General features: G+C 55.2%; 17 protein-coding genes. 6 read left to right on the plus strand and 11 right to left on the minus strand.

The window, feature by feature from the left end; all coding sequences use genetic code 11:
* Positions 1-59: 59 nt before the first annotated feature.
* The 7 genes from NI000_RS03110 to NI000_RS03140 all read right to left on the minus strand — a co-directional run bounded on the left by NI000_RS03110 (position 60) and on the right by NI000_RS03140 (position 6,782).
* Complete coding sequence (locus NI000_RS03110) at positions 60-743, minus strand: Crp/Fnr family transcriptional regulator (RefSeq protein ID WP_253407618.1); 684 nt, start codon at positions 741-743, stop codon at positions 60-62.
* A 107-nt stretch (positions 744-850) separates the two neighbouring features.
* Positions 851-2,248, minus strand: coding sequence for a Fe-S cluster assembly protein SufB (gene sufB, locus NI000_RS03115; RefSeq protein WP_054975818.1), 1,398 nt, complete (start codon positions 2,246-2,248; stop codon positions 851-853).
* A gap of 15 nt (positions 2,249-2,263) precedes the next feature.
* Positions 2,264-2,692 carry a Fe-S cluster assembly sulfur transfer protein SufU gene (gene sufU, locus NI000_RS03120; protein ID WP_010492177.1) on the minus strand — a complete coding sequence of 143 codons (429 nt, stop codon included), beginning with the start codon at positions 2,690-2,692 and terminating at the stop codon, positions 2,264-2,266.
* Positions 2,679-3,905 (minus strand): cysteine desulfurase, encoded by a 1,227-nt coding sequence (locus NI000_RS03125; protein WP_253407619.1) that lies wholly within the window; start codon positions 3,903-3,905, stop codon positions 2,679-2,681. Before NI000_RS03125 ends, sufU begins: the two co-directional genes overlap by 14 nt.
* A complete protein-coding gene (gene sufD, locus NI000_RS03130) occupies positions 3,902-5,215 on the minus strand; it encodes a Fe-S cluster assembly protein SufD (protein WP_253407621.1) in 1,314 nt (437 codons plus the stop codon). Before sufD ends, NI000_RS03125 begins: the two co-directional genes overlap by 4 nt.
* Positions 5,216-5,244: 29 nt before the next feature.
* Positions 5,245-6,075 (minus strand): Fe-S cluster assembly ATPase SufC, encoded by an 831-nt coding sequence (sufC, locus tag NI000_RS03135; RefSeq protein ID WP_253407622.1) that lies wholly within the window; start codon positions 6,073-6,075, stop codon positions 5,245-5,247.
* 131 nt (positions 6,076-6,206) lie between these two features.
* Complete coding sequence (locus NI000_RS03140) at positions 6,207-6,782, minus strand: DUF1802 family protein (RefSeq protein ID WP_253407623.1); 576 nt, start codon at positions 6,780-6,782, stop codon at positions 6,207-6,209.
* A gap of 158 nt (positions 6,783-6,940) precedes the next feature.
* Between NI000_RS03140 and NI000_RS03145 the strand changes: the two genes are divergently transcribed.
* Positions 6,941-7,108 (plus strand): asparagine synthase, encoded by a 168-nt coding sequence (locus NI000_RS03145; RefSeq protein ID WP_253407624.1) that lies wholly within the window; start codon positions 6,941-6,943, stop codon positions 7,106-7,108.
* Positions 7,109-7,185: 77 nt separating this feature from the next.
* Here the strand turns inward: NI000_RS03145 and NI000_RS03150 are convergent, their stop codons facing one another.
* Positions 7,186-7,365 carry a hypothetical protein gene (locus NI000_RS03150; RefSeq protein WP_253407625.1) on the minus strand — a complete coding sequence of 60 codons (180 nt, stop codon included), beginning with the start codon at positions 7,363-7,365 and terminating at the stop codon, positions 7,186-7,188.
* 212 nt (positions 7,366-7,577) lie between these two features.
* On the opposite strand from NI000_RS03150, the gene mtnK reads away from it, so the two are divergent.
* Both mtnK and mtnA read left to right on the plus strand, forming a co-directional pair.
* The gene (mtnK, locus tag NI000_RS03155; RefSeq protein WP_253407626.1) at positions 7,578-8,783 is read left to right on the plus strand and encodes an S-methyl-5-thioribose kinase; all 1,206 of its coding nucleotides are present in this window, start codon (positions 7,578-7,580) and stop codon (positions 8,781-8,783) included.
* Between the two features lie 21 nt (positions 8,784-8,804).
* Positions 8,805-9,893, plus strand: a complete 1,089-nt coding sequence (gene mtnA, locus NI000_RS03160) for an S-methyl-5-thioribose-1-phosphate isomerase (RefSeq protein ID WP_253407627.1) — start codon at positions 8,805-8,807, stop codon at positions 9,891-9,893.
* A gap of 72 nt (positions 9,894-9,965) precedes the next feature.
* Here mtnA and NI000_RS03165 read toward each other — a convergent pair whose 3' ends face one another.
* Positions 9,966-13,067 (minus strand): RCC1 domain-containing protein, encoded by a 3,102-nt coding sequence (locus NI000_RS03165; RefSeq protein WP_253407628.1) that lies wholly within the window; start codon positions 13,065-13,067, stop codon positions 9,966-9,968.
* Between the two features lie 281 nt (positions 13,068-13,348).
* On the opposite strand from NI000_RS03165, the gene NI000_RS03170 reads away from it, so the two are divergent.
* Genes NI000_RS03170 through nagA form a run of 3 tightly spaced genes read left to right on the plus strand, consistent with a single transcriptional unit; the run spans position 13,349 to position 16,122 of the window.
* Positions 13,349-14,209: a MurR/RpiR family transcriptional regulator gene (locus NI000_RS03170; RefSeq protein ID WP_054975828.1), complete on the plus strand. Its 861-nt coding sequence runs from the start codon at positions 13,349-13,351 to the stop codon at positions 14,207-14,209.
* Between the two features lie 3 nt (positions 14,210-14,212).
* Positions 14,213-14,941, plus strand: coding sequence for a glucosamine-6-phosphate deaminase (gene nagB / locus NI000_RS03175; RefSeq protein WP_253407630.1), 729 nt, complete (start codon positions 14,213-14,215; stop codon positions 14,939-14,941).
* Complete coding sequence (gene nagA / locus NI000_RS03180) at positions 14,938-16,122, plus strand: N-acetylglucosamine-6-phosphate deacetylase (RefSeq protein WP_253407633.1); 1,185 nt, start codon at positions 14,938-14,940, stop codon at positions 16,120-16,122. The genes nagB and nagA overlap by 4 nt, the downstream gene beginning before the upstream one ends.
* A gap of 75 nt (positions 16,123-16,197) precedes the next feature.
* Here nagA and NI000_RS03185 read toward each other — a convergent pair whose 3' ends face one another.
* Positions 16,198-16,782 (minus strand): hypothetical protein, encoded by a 585-nt coding sequence (locus NI000_RS03185; RefSeq protein WP_253407635.1) that lies wholly within the window; start codon positions 16,780-16,782, stop codon positions 16,198-16,200.
* A gap of 234 nt (positions 16,783-17,016) precedes the next feature.
* Positions 17,017-17,811, minus strand: a complete 795-nt coding sequence (locus tag NI000_RS03190; protein ID WP_253407636.1) for an SDR family NAD(P)-dependent oxidoreductase — start codon at positions 17,809-17,811, stop codon at positions 17,017-17,019.
* Positions 17,812-17,825: the final 14 nt, after the last annotated feature.

Raw genomic sequence — 17,825 nt, forward strand, 5'->3', positions numbered from 1 at the left:
CGATACTTCTTTTTCTTAAGGGAAAGATGTAATCCAGTTTACAACTGCAGCCGGAAGCCTTACATGATGCTCCTTTCCGAAAGCTTGCCTCGATGAATATAGATTGTTTTGAATCCAGTTTTAATCACTTGTTCTTTCACAAGATCCTGCAAGGCTGCCGTGACGGCCTCTCGGGTTGCGCCGACGAAATTGGCGATTTCTTGATGGGAAAGAGGAATATCGATTTTGTAAAACTCGCAATCCTCCGTGACTCCAAACTGATCGGAAAGCTTAACAAGAATAAACAAAATTTTATCATGCAGCTTCGCAAGTGCCAGATTTTGAGCCAAATTGCTCATATCGATCATCCGTTCGCTCAATACTTTCATTAAGTTCATCATAAAACGGGGATGATGAACTAAAAAACTCTCGAACCTATCCTTATTCATCAAGCAAATATGAGATTCTTCTACCGTTTCTATGTATAGCTCCCGTGTGCCAAATGAAATTCCGGCCATTTCACCGAATACGTTCCCTTCGCTTAAGATGTCCAGAGTGAACTGCTTGCCTTCGGCGTTAAGCTTGTACAGGCGGACCTTCCCTTTCTTCACAAAGTAAAGCCCCTCGGCAAAAGAATCCGGTGTTTGGATATACTGACTTTTCCCAACCGTTGTTATTGAAGTTAATTGATCCATTTCGACCAAATCTTCCATCGACAGCGAGTTCAGCAGATTGAATTGTGACAGGTATTGAATTTTGTCCATTTCTCTCCCTCATTCGACCTAAAAAAAATACGTATCCGGGCGACGTTACACCTAAGCGTAAACGTCGCTGCGGACACGTATTTGCATGTTTCCCCGAAAATGAAAACTTAGCCGATCGAGCCTTCCATCTCGAACTTGATGAGACGGTTCATCTCAACCGCATATTCCATCGGCAGTTCTTTCGTGAACGGCTCGATGAAGCCCATAACGATCATTTGCGTCGCTTCCGCTTCCGTCAAGCCGCGGCTCATCAGGTAGAACAGTTGATCCTCGGATACTTTCGAGACGGTTGCTTCGTGCTCCAGCGTAATGTTGTCGTTCATGATTTCGTTGTAAGGAATCGTATCGGACGTCGATTCGTTATCCATAATGAGCGTATCGCATTTGATGTTCGCTTTGGAGCCTTCCGAATTGCGTCCGAACGAAGCCAAGCCGCGGTACGTTACTTTACCGCCGTGCTTGCTGATCGACTTGGATACGATCGTCGATGTCGTGTCCGGCGCCAAGTGCGTCATTTTCGCACCGGCATCCTGATGCTGGCCTTTACCCGCTACGGCGATGGAAAGCACCATGCCTTTCGCGCCGCGGCCTTTCAGCACAACCGCAGGATATTTCATCGTCAGCTTGGAACCGATGTTGCCGTCGACCCATTCCATTGTCGCGTTTTCTTCCGCAACTGCACGCTTCGTAACCAGGTTGTAAATGTTCGGTGCCCAGTTCTGAATTGTCGTATAACGGACGCGGGAATCCTTGAGGCAGATGATCTCAACAACGGCGCTGTGCAGCGAGTTCGTGCTGTAGACCGGAGCCGTACAACCTTCGACGTAATGCACGAAGCTGCCTTCGTCGGCGATGATGAGCGTACGTTCGAACTGCCCCATGTTTTCCGAGTTGATCCGGAAGTAAGCTTGCAGCGGAATTTCCACCTTCACGCCTTTCGGCACGTAGATGAAGCTGCCGCCGGACCATACCGCGCTGTTCAGTGCGGCGAATTTATTGTCGCTCGGAGGTATGATCGTCCCGAAATACTTCTTGAAAATTTCCGGGTGCTCTTTAAGCGCCGTGTCCGTGTCCATAAACAGCACGCCTTGCTCTTCCAGATCTTTCTGCATGCTGTGGTAAACGACTTCGGACTCGTACTGAGCGGATACGCCCGCCAGGAACTTCTGCTCCGCCTCCGGGATCCCGAGCTTGTCGAACGTTTCTTTGATTTCCGTCGGCACTTCTTCCCACGTTTTCCCCTGCTTCTCGGAAGGCTTCACGTAGTATTGAATGTCGTCGAAATCCAGATCGTCCATATTGCCGCCCCAACGCGGCATCGGCATTTTCAAAAACTGTTCCAGCGACTTCAGGCGGAACTCCAGCATCCATTCCGGCTCGCCCTTCATTCTGGAAATCTCGGTAACGATTTCGCGAGTCAGGCCTTTTCCGCTCTGAAACACGGCTTTGTGCTCGTCGCGAAACCCATATTTATATTCTTCCATCTCGGGCATTTTCTTTGCCATGGGTACCGTACCTCCTTATTTGTTGGTGTTCACTTGGTCGATTCCTTTGCGCAGCGCGTTCCAAGCCAGTGTCGCACACTTGATCCGGGCAGGGAATTTATTCACGCCGGACAAAGCTTCCAAATCTTCGTATTCGAATTCCACAGGCTCGCCTTTCATCAGGCCGGAAAACTTCTCGGCCATCTCCAGCGCCTCTTCCAGCGTCTTGCCTTTTACGGCCTCCGTCATCATCGAAGCGGAAGAAAGGCTAATCGAACAGCCTTCGCCTACGAATTTGGCCGCTTTGACCTTTCCGTCTTCGACCTGCATTTGAAGCTGGATTTTATCGCCACAGGTCGGGTTGTTCAGATCGATACTGACTGACTGATTCTCGAAAGTGCCGCGGTTGCGGGGATTTTTGTAATGATCCATAATGACTCTGCGGTATAAATCATCCAATTGCATAGCCGAAGTACTCCTTTGTTTTAATAAGGGAAGCGACCAACCGGTCTACATCGGCTTCGGTATTGTACAGATAGAAGCTCGCACGGGCGGTTGCCGTGACATTCAGCCAGCGCATCAGCGGCTGGCAGCAATGGTGGCCGGCACGTACCGCGATCCCGTCGGCGTCGAGCACGGTTGCCACGTCATGCGGATGCACGTCGTCCAAGTTGAACGTAATCAGCCCCGCACGATTTTGCTGCGGACCGTAGACCGTTAAACCATCGATTTGCAGCATCCGTTCCATCGCGTAAGCCGTCAGCTGCTTCTCATGCTGCTCTATGGCATCCAAGCCGATGCTTTCGAGGAAATCGATTGCCGCCCCCAGCCCGACGGCGCCTGCGATAATCGGCGTGCCGCCTTCGAATTTCCAAGGCAGGTCTTTCCAGGTGGAGTCGTACAAGCCGACATGGTCGATCATCTCGCCGCCGAACTCGATCGGCTCCATTTCCAACAGCAGCTCTTTCCTGCCGTAAAGCGCGCCGATTCCGGTAGGAGCGCACATCTTGTGACCGGATAACGCATAAAAATCGCAGCCGAGCGCCTGCACGTCCACTTTGAGGTGCGGCGTGCTTTGTGCGCCGTCCACCATCACTTTGGCGCCGTGACGATGGGCGATTTCCGCGATTTCCTTCACCGGGTTGACAACGCCGAGCACGTTGGACACGTAAACGACCGATACCATTTTGGTGCGCTCGGTAATCGTTTTTTCCACATCCGACAGATTAATCGAACCGTCCGGCTGCAATGGAATATATTTCAAGACAGCGCCGGTCGCTTTCGCGACCTGCTGCCATGGAATGAGATTGCTGTGGTGCTCCATCGGCGTAATGACGATTTCGTCCCCTTCGCCGCATACGGCCCGCGCATAGCTCGAGGCGACCAAGTTGATCGCCGTCGTCGTCCCGCGGGTGAAGATGATTTCTTCCGTAGACGAAGCGTTGATAAAGCGGCGTACCTTCTCTCGCGCGCCCTCATAAGCGTCCGTCGCGCGGGAGCCGAGCGTGTGAACGCCGCGGTGCACGTTCGCATTATCAAGCTCGTAATAACGTTTGACGGCTTCGATTACCGACACCGGTTTTTGCGATGTGGCTGCCGAGTCCAGATAAACGAGCGGATGTCCGTTCACATCCTGGTGAAGAATGGGAAATTGACTGCGTATGTCCGCCGTATTCATTGTCCCAGCTTCCTTTCCACAAGAAGCTGCAGCTGTGACGCGATCTGCTCCAGTGGAATTTGAGACACCACCGGTGCCAGGAAGCCGTAAATGATCAGCCGTTCGGCTTCTTCACGCGAAACGCCGCGCGACATCATATAGTATACCTGTTCTTGGTTCACTTGACCCACGCTGGCCGCATGGCCCGCCGTGACGTCGTCCTCGTCGATCAGCAGAATCGGGTTGGCGTCGCCGCGCGCTTTCGGGCTGAGCATCAGCACTTTTTCCGTTTGCTCGCCGTTCGCTTTGGTCGCGCCCTTCTCGATTTTGGTAATGCCGTTGATGATGGCCGTTGCTCCGTCACGCATAACGGCGCGGGTAATCATCTGGCTGTCGGAGCTTTTTCCGAAATGAACCGCCCGGGTGGACACGTTCAGCTTCTGCTCGCCGGTACCGACGCAGATTACCTTCGCATCGGAGGTCGAGCCGTTGCCTTTCAAAATCGACGTCGTATCCGACATCGCGTTGCCGTAGTGCATCTCGCCGACGATCCACTCGATGCTTCCGTCGTTCTCCACGAGCGCGCGGCGGTACGTCAGATCGGTAACCGATTCGTTCAAATTATGCACCGAAGCAAAGGTTACCTTCGCTCCAGGCTTGACGACGACTTCCACAACGCCATTTTGCACCAGGCCGTTCAAGCTGCCTTCGGAAACGAAGTTGTCGACGTAAGTCACCGACGCGTGCTGCTCGGCAACGATCAAGACGTGCGGCGAAAAGCTTGCTTCGGCGTCGTCCGTCACGAACAGCGCTTGTACGGGCACTTCCACCTGCACATTTTTCGGAACGTAGAGGAACACGCCGCCGCTCCAAAGCGCCGTATGCAGCGCCGTCAGGCGGTTTTCGTCCTTGCCTACGACAGACATAAAATATTTCTGCACCAGATCGCCGTGGGTTTGAAGAGCTTCTTCAAGGCTCGTAAATACGACGCCCTGCTGCTTCAACGTCTCGGAAACGCTGCTGTACACGACGCCCGAGTTTTTCTGTACGATCAGATTGTCCGGGTGTCCTTGCCCGTCGTTCTGCAGCAGGCTCTTGGCCGAGGCCGGCAGCTCTTCGAGCGATGCGAGCTTGGCGCCCGCTTTATAGGTTCCGAAGGAAGCGAGGTTCCAACGGTCGATTCTTGTTTTCTCCAATGTCGGCAATTCGAGCGTTCCGGCAAGCTCCAACGCTTGCCCGCGCAGAGTCGTCATCCACTCCGGCTCTTGTCTCGCTTTGGACAGCTCTACCAAGCTTGCGCGATCGATCGGAAGAACGGTTTGTGTACTCATGGTTAATCCTCCTGTTCCCTTTCGATAGCTTAGTATTTCGGAGCCGTCGTATTCATCGGAATCTTGAATTCCTCTTCGTCCTGGCCTACCCGCTCGTCCACGATCCCAAGCTCTTCTTTAACCCAGTCGTAACCTTCGTTCTCCAGACGCTGAGCCAGCTCCGGTCCGCCGGATTTTACAATGCGCCCTTGCATCATCACGTGAACGTAGTCCGGGGTGATGTAGTTCAGCAGGCGCTGGTAGTGGGTGATGATCAGGAAGCCGCGCTCTTCGGAACGCATCGCATTGACGCCCGTCGCCACGATACGCAGCGCGTCGATATCGAGACCTGAATCGATCTCGTCAAGAATAACGATGCTCGGATCCAGCATCATCATTTGCAGAATTTCGTTACGTTTCTTCTCGCCGCCGGAGAAGCCTTCGTTCAAATATCGATGCATGAACTCCGGGTTAATCTCCAGTTCCTTCATTTTCGCTTCCATTTGGCGGATGAACTTGATCAGCGAAATTTCGCTGCCTTCCTCGCGGCGGGCGTTGATCGCGCTGCGCAGGAAGTCCGCATTCGTTACGCCGGCAATTTCACTCGGATACTGCATGGCAAGAAACAGGCCGGCACGCGCTCTCTCGTCCGTCGCCATCTCAAGCACGTCCTCGCCGTTCAGCGCCACGCTACCTTCCGTCACTTCGTATTTCGGGTGGCCCATCAGAGTGGACGCCAGCGTACTTTTGCCCGTTCCGTTCGGTCCCATGATCGCATGCACTTCGCCGCCCTTAATCGTCAAGCTAAGGCCTTTCAAAATCTCTTTGCCCTCGACAGTCGCTTTCAAACCGTCTATAGTAAAATGCGGTACGTTTGCCATAGTTTCGTGCCTCCGAGTTTTAATTATTATTTAATGATAATCATTACAAACTGATTATCAATGATTCTCAATAATAATATTATATCTCAATATGCAAAATCAAGAAAGTCCCGTCCGCGGATTTCCCGGAACTATTTTTGTGCAAGCGCCTCCCGAATCCGGTTGGCCTCCATCCCAAAAGCTTCGTCCGTCAGCACCGGTCGGCGCGGAGCCCCGTGCAGCGATTCGGGGAGCCCGATCCACGATTTGCACCCGTTATATTCGTCCAGCATCGGGATTCGCACAGGCTCGTCCAGCGCATACACCCTAAGCAGCATGACATGCAGCGGCTTCGTCCGCTTCCACTTCAGCCTCTCTTCGGCCAGCCGGTCCGTCCAAATGTGAAACGGCTTCAGCTTCGCGAGCTGTTCTTCAGTCTCGATCAGGATATCCTCGGCGAGCTCGGCGTAGCATCCGATTTCCGCTTGTTCGCCGCTCCATTCGGGCGCCCGCTCGTCCACCCGCTCCGCAAACTCCGGCTTGATCAGCTCCATGCGCTGGTGCTCATAGGTCGGATACAAATAAAAGCTGTCGGATTCCACTTGAAAATCCCGGGTTTCCTCGCGAATGCCGCCTTTGCGCATAATCAGAATTTGCTTCCCCTGCTTCAAAGCCTCGACGGCCACGGCCCATTCCTTCAGTCCGACCGCCTGTCCTTGCGGTATCATCTCTTGCGGTCTCCTCCCTAATAAGTTTAGCCCATTCGTTTACGCTATTATAGATTTCCAGCCAAAACATTGCAATTCCGAAAGAGCATAAAAACGATCGCAAAAATCGATGCTAAAAACGCTACATCATTCAATCCGCTGCGAGGAGAGTGAAAGTAATGCGCGAAGGTCTGATTCCAACCGTTCTCGGTACGGCTGTCGCAGCATCCGGCGCGGCTATGCGAAACAAATTCCCGATGGCGGCCGCGGCGGTCTTCGGTTTTGGGCTCGCACACGTCGTGCTGGGGGCCATTGACTTGGTGGAGCATCGCAGAAGAACGGAGTAGCCCTGTGCTTTTGCTCGGGCAAATAAAAAGGGAAGGCGCCCAGGCCTCCCCTTTTTCACATGCAATCGTTCGCTTGATCAATTTCCGTTCTGTACATAATAATTGGAAGCCGAGATTCGTTGGTACTGCTCGTGACTCGCTTTTAAAGGATTGGCATGCAGGGCTACGGACGGATTTTCCGGCGAGTTCCACCCGAGCACGCACAGGATGGCGAAGCACGCCGCGACAAACAGCAATCTACCGAGCAGTTTCTCCATATCAAAAACCTCCAGCTCCGCGTATTTACCTTTATTGTATCTCCCAGCGTTAAGCGCATATTATCGGGGTATGAACATTTTGTAAAAGACACGGCCAAGACCGGACAAAACGCACGTCAGGAAAACGCATTTCCTCTATTCCAACGCAAACCAAATTGATTTATACTAGAGAGAATGGCAGTTTTCATATGGAAAAAGGAGGAATTCATCCCATGTCCGCATATCATCCGCTGACGGAATCGGAAGCTATCGATTATGCAAGAAGTTTACCCGACCTGTTTCAACCCGATTCCGAGCTCACGAGCCGCGAAATCGGGGACGGCAACTTGAATCTGGTGTTTCATATCTCGGAGCCTTCCACCGGGAAAAGCATCATTTTAAAGCAAGCGCTCCCCTATGCCAAAGTCGTAGGCGAATCGTGGCCACTGACCTTGGACCGCGCCCGGATCGAGAGCGAAGCGCTGATGATACAGGAATCGCTGTGCCCCGACCTTGTCCCGCATGTATACGCTTATGAGCCGGACTTGGCGCTTACGGTCATGCAGGATTTGAGCGACCATACCATTATGCGCAAAGGCTTGATCGAGCGGAACAAATACCCGCTGTTCGCCGGGCATATCGGAACGTTTTTGGCCCGCACTCTTTTTTACACGTCCGATCTCGGCATGAACCAGCAGGAGAAAAAAGAGCGGGTCAAGCGGTTCATCAACCCGGAGCTGTGCAAAATTACCGAGGACCTGATTTTTGACGATCCGTATACGGATTCGCCGAACAATAACGTGCCGCCGGCCATTCGCGACGCCGTTGCCGCCATCTGGCAGGATACCGGGCTTCATCTGGAAGTGGCGATTCTGCGCGAGAAGTTTTTGACGCACGCCCAAGCGCTGCTGCACGGCGATCTGCATACCGGCAGCATCTTCATCAAGCCGGATTCGACCAAAGTCATCGACCCGGAGTTCGCGTATTACGGTCCGATGGGCTTCGATATCGGCGCGGTGTTCGCCAATCTGCTGCTGAACTTCACCGCGCAGGAAGGCTGGGGAGAGGACGAGGCTTCGCGCCAAGATTTCCGCGGCTACTTGACCGGCACGATCCGCGACGTATGGGAGACGTTCGAGCGCGAGTTCCGGGAGCTGTGGAACCAGCACGGTACCGATCGGATCGCCAAAACACCGGGCTATCAGGACTGGTACATGAGAGAAGTGCTTCGGGACACGTTCGGCTTCACCGGCAGCAAGATGGTGCGCCGCGTTCACGGCCTGGCGCAGGTGGCCGACATCAATCAAATTCAAGATGAAGCGGCCAAAGAGCGCGCTCAGAGGCTGGCGCTCGCCATCGGCACGTCGCTCATTCAATTTAACCGGCAGGCGTCTTCCATCGGAGAAATGATCGACATCGCCGAGAAGGCCGTGAAATAGATAAAGGAGTGTGCTGATACCTTGACTACGGAACAAACCAAACAAGCGGACTGGCTGCAATCCGTCCGCTGGAATTCGCTGGAGGACCGCTTGGATCTGCTCGATCAGCGGCTGCTGCCGGACGAAATTGTCTATTTGGAGTTGACGACCTCCGAACAAGTCTGGGATGCGATCAAGCAGCTCGCCGTCCGCGGCGCGCCGGCCATCGGCATCGCGGCGGCATTCGGGGTCTATCTCGGCGTGCGGAGTTTCTCCGGAAGCCGGGATGCGCTGCTAGCGGAAGTCAACCGCCAATGCGATTACCTCGCAACATCGCGTCCGACGGCGGTGAATTTGTTCTGGGCGCTGGACCGGATGCGGGCGCGGGCCAAAGGACTGCTCGGCGCTGCTGCACCGGAGGAGACGACGGTGGAGAGCGCGCAGCAGGCGCTGCTGGACGAAGCCCGGGCCATCCAGGCCGAGGACGAGGAAACGTGCCGCTTGATCGGCGAGCACGCGCTGTCTTTGTTCGAGGACGGCATGGGCGTCCTCACGCACTGCAATGCGGGCGGCCTTGCGACCGCGAGGTACGGGACGGCGCTGGCGCCGATGTACTTGGCGCTGGAGAAAGGCATTACGCTTAAAGTGTTCGCAGACGAAACCCGTCCGGTGCTGCAGGGAGCGCGCTTGACGGCGTTCGAGCTGCAGCAGGCGGGCGTCGACGTGACGCTCATCTGCGACAACATGGCCGGCGCCGTCATGGCGAAGGGCTGGGTACAGGCGGTCATCGTCGGTACCGACCGTGTAGCCGCCAATGGCGACGTTGCCAACAAAATCGGCACCTACAGCGTCGCCGTGTTGGCCAAAGCCCACGGCATTCCGTTCTACGTCGCGTGCCCAATGTCGACGATCGACTTGAACACGCCGACCGGGGCCGATATTCCGATCGAGGAACGGCACGAGGACGAGATTACGCAAGGGTTCGGCAAGCGCACCGCGCCGCAGGGCGTCAAGGTGTTCAACCCGGCGTTCGACGTGACGCCGAACGAGTACGTGACCGCCATTATTACGGAAAAAGGCATCGTCCGGGCTCCGTACGGGGACAATTTGCGGAAGCTGTTTACAGATTAATCGCGGCATTTTAGCAACGACAAAAATGGCCGTTTCCTATGCATCGCTGCACGGGAAACGGCCGTTTTCAGTTTATGGGGCAAGCGAATTTGACGAATTCGGCTCTTTCATGTAAACCGGATGAATCATCTTCAAAATAAAGAGCACATCGTCCCGGTCGAACTTGCCTTCTCCGGTCACATCCGTTTGAGCGCGGATCGCTTTCATAGCCGAATCCAAATCGGTGACGACCGGCAAAAGAGGTCTCGCCCGGTCGATCAAGATGGTGTATAATGCCGTATTTCCGTTCTCGGCCGTCACTTGCAGCTCGACAGGAAGCCTTTGTCCCAAAATGAGCGATTTTGCATGCAGCATGCCGCCGCTCCATTCGACGTTGGCTTGCTGATTTCTAAGCGCCAGTTGTGCCTTCGGATCGTCCGGAACAATCTGCAAGCTTACGGCATCCGTCTCGTGTCCAACGGTTAGCAGATACTTATCGGGAGCGACCAGTACAAGCGGAGCCGAATTATAGGTCACGGAACGAAGAGACATATTCCCGGATAGACCGGATTGCCGGGTGACCTCCACATGGAAGCTGCTTGTAAAGCCGCTCCCGATTTTCGCGACAACGGAAAACGGTCTCGTCTGGTTCTCGATCAGATCGGATACCGTAATCGTCCGCCCGTAGACGTCGTAGGTTACCCCGGTCACCGTGGATGGGACATAGAACGTCGCATTCGGATCATACAGCGTAACACCGAGCTGCACCTGAGTCACATTCCCGGGCACGTTTAGCAAGTACGTCCGTGTTTCTGGTTTGTAGGTTAAGGGAGCGTTGGCGTACGAAATACTCATTTCATTCAAGGTGATTTCATACGGCTGCCCGTCCGAACCCGATCCGCCCGTTAGCACGACGCCTTCCCTTAGAGCGACCACCGGCAGCACCGAACGCGTGCCGTTGTCCTCCTGATCCCGGTTATCGAACCACGCCTCGCCCTCCTCGTTGACAAGCAGCGGATACGCTTTGTTCGCTTGAGCATCGTTCAGCGGATTAATCAGCCAGTGACCGGAAAGCAGCTTAGGATTTACAAGTCCCGATAATTTGGCAAACTGATCTTTGCTCAAAAGCCCAACGTTCGCGTTAACGGTAAACGAACCCTTTTCCACCAGTTGATAGTTCACAAAGTCATAGGTCTTAATATTGAACGGCGAAGCGGCAATCCATTGCTTCGTTTCGCCCAGGCTGTTGTAAAAATCCTGGTTCAAATACTTGCCTACAGAACCCTCCGCGGCCGGATCGAAGCGATAGGCCGGATTGCCGGCAGTAAATATATTGCTTTTATAGGCATTATTCCAATATAGGCTGGTGATCTGCGTCCCCGGCTTCAAGACCATGGTCCGGCTCGCAGGGTCCAGCATCATCCATTGCTTTCCGGCATAGGTAACGATGTCGCCTACAGACAACAACGTTAAGGAATCGCCTGCGGCGGGCTGCCTCACAATCGTAATTTCATAAGGAACCTTGGTTCCGGTAACCGAGTCGGCCACTTCGAACGTAATGCTGCTTTTCCCAACAGGCAGTTGCCCAACGGAAAGCCGGTTTCCGGAATAAGATGCCGTAGCGCCGGAGGAGCCCGCTGAAACTTTTTCGACGGTCATCCCGGATTGGCTCAGCACCATATCGAGGGCCACAGCATTCGTTTCACGAGGAAGACGAAGGCTGTAGGCTCCCATACCTTCACGGTTCGTTACTTTTCGAACGGGAATTCCGTTCGTTGCGGTCAACGACTTGACAGGCAACAAATCGATTTCGATTGGGACCGCGCTGTACTCCGGAGCCATCGTTTTCCCCGTTCCGAGCTGGCCGCGGCGGTTATCTCCCAAACCGTACAGCTTGTTTTCGCTTGAGAGCATATAGGTGACTTTCGCTCCGCCGACAATGCCGTCGACTTGCTCTCCGGAGTATAAGCCCGAACCTGGCCCTTGCCCCGTTCCGGAACCTCCGGTCCCCGGGAGCGGAACCGCAATCGGATAGGCAGCGTTGGAACGATCCGGACGACCGGCCTGCCCGAAATCGTTAAGCCCTGTAACGTACACCGTGCGCGGAGCAGCCTCTCCGTCCCCGCGAATGAGCAGCGTATGATCGCCGCCGGCCGCCGCGCCCCTCGCGTCTCCGATCGGATTGCCGCTCTCCGTCGTCATGCGGCTGGCGTAGCTTCGATGGCCTACGGTCGGGCCGATCCCCAGCTGCCCATATTCGTTGCTGCCCCAAACGTAGACGCTCTGCCCTTCGCCCTTGGCGACCGAATGCTCGTTCCCCGCCGAAATGCCGTAAATGTTCGTCAGCATGTCGCCTAACGTTTCCGACCGGACGACCTCCACCGGCAAGCGCTTGTCGGTCGTGGTGTTGTCGCCGAGCTGTCCTTTGTTGTTGCGGCCCCAGGTCAGCACGGTTTTATCTGTCGACCGGGCCAAGCTGTGGTAAGCGCCTAAAGCGATCTCTTTCATCCCCGTGAGATCCCCAGTGCCCTCCTTGTTTTTCACAAAAACCGGAAAACCGCTTGGCGCCTGATCCCCGCTGCCCAATTGCCCGTAGGTATTGTCGCCCCACGCCGCTACTTTTCCGTCGCCGAACAGCAACGCAGCGTGATCGTAACCGGCGGCCATGCCCGCTACCGGTTCCGCGTCCAGGTCATAGCCCGCGCCAAGCTTGACGTTCCCGGGAGCGGTTCTTCCGTTCGTCGTCCCGTCGCCAAGCTGATACTTGTTGTTGCTTCCCCAGGCCTTCACTCTTTTGCCACCGTCTTCGCTTGTCAGCACCAGCGTAAACGCGCTTTTGGCGCTCTCCGTCGGGTTGCCGCCGGCAGCGGCCGCCGAGGCGTTCGCGATCCCCGGAACCTGCCGCGGATACGGCTGGTCGGCCCCGCCGGTATCGTAGCCGAGCTGCCCAAAATCGTTCGCCCCCCATGTCCATACGGTTCCATCCTCCCGTACAGCAACGGTATGCGAATAAGAGGAAGATATGGAAACGAACATCGTATTCGACCCGTCCTGGCCGTACGCCTGACTGCGTCCCGGAAGCGACAGCAGCAGACTGAGGCAGACGATGATTGCGAGAATCCAAAGCTTTCCTTTTCGATTGAAGCTTGCATGAGAATAAAAACCTGAAACGTCGACCCGGTCGACAACATTCACTTGTGCTTCACTCCTTCCGTGCAAATCACAGGGATTGCTCTATGAGGCTATTACTTTATTTTACCTTATTTTACTGCCCCTGTGGGTGAATATTGTCATAATTTTAGAAACCGGTTCCTCCAACCGCAAGGATCTGCAAGTCTTAAGACGCTGCCGGGTTTAGGCCGAAAACAGTTGCGAAAACTAGTGATATTGGCTATGATGAAGAAGAAAATATTTTTCATCATTTTTATCGGTATGAAGAAAATGATTTACAAAATCTTTGCAAAACAGGTGATCTGATGTCCGGTATTCTGCAAGCCTTACGGGAACAGCAGCACCACATGAATCCGAAGGAACAAATTCTCGCGCAATTCATTTTGGAGCATGCCCACGAGGCCGTTCATTTGAGCATTACGGAACTGGCCGGACGCTCGGGAACGAGCGCTGCGACGGTGTCCCGTTTTTGCCGCAGCTTGCTGTTCAAGGGCTACGGGGATTTTCGCATGAAGCTGTCCGCCGAGCTCGTCCAGCCTGTTCCGGCGAAGCCTTCCTACCAGGACATTGTCGCGGGGAACACGCTTCACAGCATCGCCCAGGCGATTGAAACGAACCATCTCCGTTCAATCTCGGATACGACGCGGCAGCTCGATCTCACGGAGGTCCAGCGGGCGGTGGATGCACTGCACGACGCCCGGCGTATCGATCTGTACGGGATGGCAACATCGGGGATGGTCGCGTACGATTGTCAGCAAAAGCTGGTGCGCATCGGCAAAATGGCGCAGCACTGGTCCGATTCCCACATGCAGATTACATCGGCAACGAGCCTCGGCGAGGGTGATGTGGCGTTCGCTTTCTCCTACTCTGGCGAAACCCCCGAGACGCTCGACGCCCTCCTGTGCGCCAAAGAGCGGGGAGCCACGACGATTTCGCTGACCAAGTTCGGAGCCAACCGGATTTCGCAGCTTGCGGACATCCGGCTGTACGCCTCCTCGCTTGAGGAAGGGATGCGCCGCGGGGATATGGCTTCGCGGATCGCTCAGCTGCACGTGGTGGACATTTTGTTTACCGCGCTGCTCAGCTTGCACTTTGACGATTATGTTCCGCTTCTGGAGCAATCGTTTCAAGAAGTGAAAAAATACCGCAAAGAAAAAGGGAGATGAGCCATGAACATTTTAACTTTCCGCACACAAGAAGAATTGAACAAAGCCGGCGCCGGCATCATTACCGGACTGCTGCAAACGAATCCGAGAGCCGTGCTCGGTCTTGCGACAGGCAGCACGCCGATCGGCATTTACCGCGAGCTTGTCGAGTCGCACCGGCAAGGGCTGGTCAGCTTCGCCAAAGCGACGGCGTTCAATCTTGACGAATACGTCGGTCTCGAGCCGGGGCATCCGGCCAGTTACTATACGTTCATGCAGGAGCATCTGCTCGGTCTCGTCGACATTCCCCCGCAGCAATGCCATATTCCAAGCGGAATCGCGCCGGATCTGGAGGCGGAATGCACCCGCTATGACAGCCTGCTGGAGCAGTACGGGCAGATCGACCTGCAGCTGCTCGGTCTCGGCCATAACGGGCACATCGGCTTCAACGAGCCAGACGCCACGCTCGAAGGCGGCACGCATCTCGTGGAGCTGAAAGAATCGACCCGCTCTGCGAACGCGCGCTTTTTCGACAAGCCGGAGCAGGTGCCGACGCACGCCCTGACGATGGGAGTCGGAACGATTCTGAAAGCGAAAATGATTCTGCTCGTCGTCCGCGGCGCGGATAAAGCGGAAATCGTACAGCGGGCGCTGCAAGGCCCGATCACGACGGATTGTCCGGCCTCGCTGCTGCAGACGCATCCGCATGTGGTCGTATTGCTGGATTCTGAAGCAGGAGGTCTGTTAAAATGAGTCGCGAAGCATGGGACACCCTGATCATCAACGCCAAAGTCGTCACACCGGATACGGTGATCCCCGCCGGGTATGCCGCGGTCAAGGATGGAAAAATTGAAGCGCTCGGCTCGATGGCCGAGCTGAACGAAGCGCTGGCCGAAGCGGCCGGCACGAAAATCGACGCCCGCGGAAGCTGGCTGCTGCCCGGATTCATCGACGTGCATGTGCACGGCGGCTACGGCAGCGACTTCATGGACGGAACGATCGAATCGCTTGAAAATATTACCCGCTTTCACTCCAGCCACGGGACGACCACGATGTTGGCGACCACAGTAACCGGCTCTCCCGAAGCGATCGGCCAAGTGCTGGAAAGCGTCAAGGCGTACCGGGAAAAAGGGATGCCCTACGCGCAATTGGCCGGCGTACATCTGGAAGGACCGTTCATCAGTCCGAAATGGCCCGGCGCGCAAAATCCGAGCTTTATCGTCACACCGAAGCTCGAATGGGTGAAGGAATGGACCAGCCGCTACCCGGGCTTGATTCGCCTCGTTACGCTGGCACCGGAAACCGAAGGTGCTTTGCCGGTTATTGCGTTCCTCGCCGGACAAGGCATCGTCGTCGCCTGCGGCCATACGGATTCGACCTATGCGCAGATCGGCGAAGCGGTCAAGCATGGGCTGAGTCATGCCGTGCATACGTTCAACGCGATGAAAGGGCTGCACCACCGCGAGCCCGGCGTCGTCGGCGCCGTGCTGACCGAGGACAAGATCTGCGCGGAGGTCATCGCCGACGGACATCACGTTCATCCAGCCTGCATCCGGCTGCTGACCCAAACGAAGCGCAGCGACAATCTGCTGCTGATCACCGACGCCATGTCCGCCGCGGGTCTCGGGGACGGCGATTTTGAACTCGGCGGGCTCGCCGTCGTGGTGAAGGACGGCGTCGCAAGGCTTCGCGATGGCGATAGCCTCGCAGGCAGCACGCTGACGATGATGGGCGCCTTCCGCTTCGTGGTCAACACGGTCGGAGTCAGCGTTGAGGAAGCGAGCCGGATGGCCAGCTGGAATCCGGCGAAGCAGCTCGGGCTGCTGGAGGAAACCGGCAGCATCGAGACCGGCAAGCAGGCGGATCTGCTGCTCGTCACGCCGGAGCTCGACCTCGATCGCGTCTGGGTTCAAGGAAGAGAATTGCATAACTAATCGCGCGACAAAAAACCGGCTGTTTCCGTCTTTGATTGAACGGAACAGCCGGATTGTTTTTTCGGGAAGATCGCTTTATTGCGCCGTAAACTGCTGCGTCACGATGTAGAAGCGGAGCTTGTTCAAGTCTTTGGCCGAGATGCTGTAAATTTCGGCTCCGTAGCGAATCGTTTTTTCTTGAATATGGGCGTACCGGACCACGACCTTCGGATGAATCGTTTCTTCGTCGCACATGATCATCGTGTCGTAGACATGGTTCATTTTGACGGAGAAATCGTTTATTTCAAATCCGAACCCGAGACGGCTGATCCGGCAAAAACGAACCGCCATCGTACGGAAATCGTCGATCAGCGTGCCATACGTATTCAGCTTGAAGCTGGGAAACGCCAGGTTCTCGTCGCGGTACATGTCGTCCAGTACGGCATCCGGTCTCGCTTGTATATTGAAAATTTCCGAATCCGCCGGCACTAAAATCAGCTTGGATTTGGAAACCTGCAGCACGCGCATTTGCACTCTCTTCTGAAAATCAAAGCAGATGACGGATTCCCCGCCCGTAAAAGAGGACGGCTCCGCGAAGGAAACCTCCATTAAGTCCGAACCTTCATAGGACACTCGCCCCTTGTAGACTTTCCCCTGATGAAGCAGCTGCATGTCTTTCATACCAATCACCTCCGCTTGATATCTCTACTATAGCTCCGAATTTTTATGAAAGTTTCAGCTAAATATTAGGAGATTATTAGATCCGATGTCGATTGGTGTCGTTTTATGTAAGATTTAAGCATTTATTAGTAAATGCGGAGAAGAAACGTTAGCTGTCTGCTCATGGGGATATTCAAAGGGCGCGGTGTGCCAAAAAGCCCTCCGGCTTGCGGAGGGCTCAATTCTTGCCTGCCATTAGTGTTCCATATGATCTTCCGGCTGGGCCGCTTTGACGGTCAGACCGCCGTCGACCATCAGCAGATGGCCGTTGACCTGCATCGCTTCCTCGGAGGCCAGGAACACGACCGCATCCCCGATCTGGCGGGCGGTGCCGAGACGCTTCATCGGATTCGCTTCGATTTCTTTGGCCCGGATCGCATCGTCGGCCAAATAGTCCGTGCACATGTCGGTATCGACCGTGCTCGGGCCGACCGCATTGACGTTGATGTTGTACTTGCCAAGCTCGATCGCCATCCCCTTCGTCAGCATGTTCGCCGCCGCTTTGGACGATTGGTAATGAGGAATGACCGGGCTCGTGACGACGAGGCTGGCGGTCGACAAGACGTTGACGATTTTGCCGTAGCGTTTTTCGATCATGGACTTCGCCGCCAACTGCGAACAGAGGAAAATCGATTTGACGTTCGTATTGTACGTCCGGTCCCACGTCTCCTCCGTGCATTTCAAGAACGGCTCGAACGGCGCGATCCCGGCGTTGTTGACGAGAATTTCCACATCGCCTAATTGCTCCTGCACCTGCCGGAACATGTCTTCCACCTGCTGCTTGCTGCCTACGTCGGCTTGAACGACCATGGCTTTGACGCCGTGCGCTTCCGCCTGCTTCTTCACGTTCTCCGCCAACGGGCGCGAACGCTCGGAAGTGAAGTTAACGGCGACATGCGCGCCTTCCTCCGCCAAACGAAGGGCAATCGCTTCTCCAATGCCCCGGCTGGCCCCTGTAACGAGCGCCACCCGTCCTGCCAATCTTCCCATAAATCCTTGCCTCC

Source organism: Paenibacillus tyrphae, assembly GCF_024158745.1.
Classification (GTDB): Bacteria; Bacillota; Bacilli; order Paenibacillales; family NBRC-103111; genus Paenibacillus_G; species Paenibacillus_G tyrfis_A.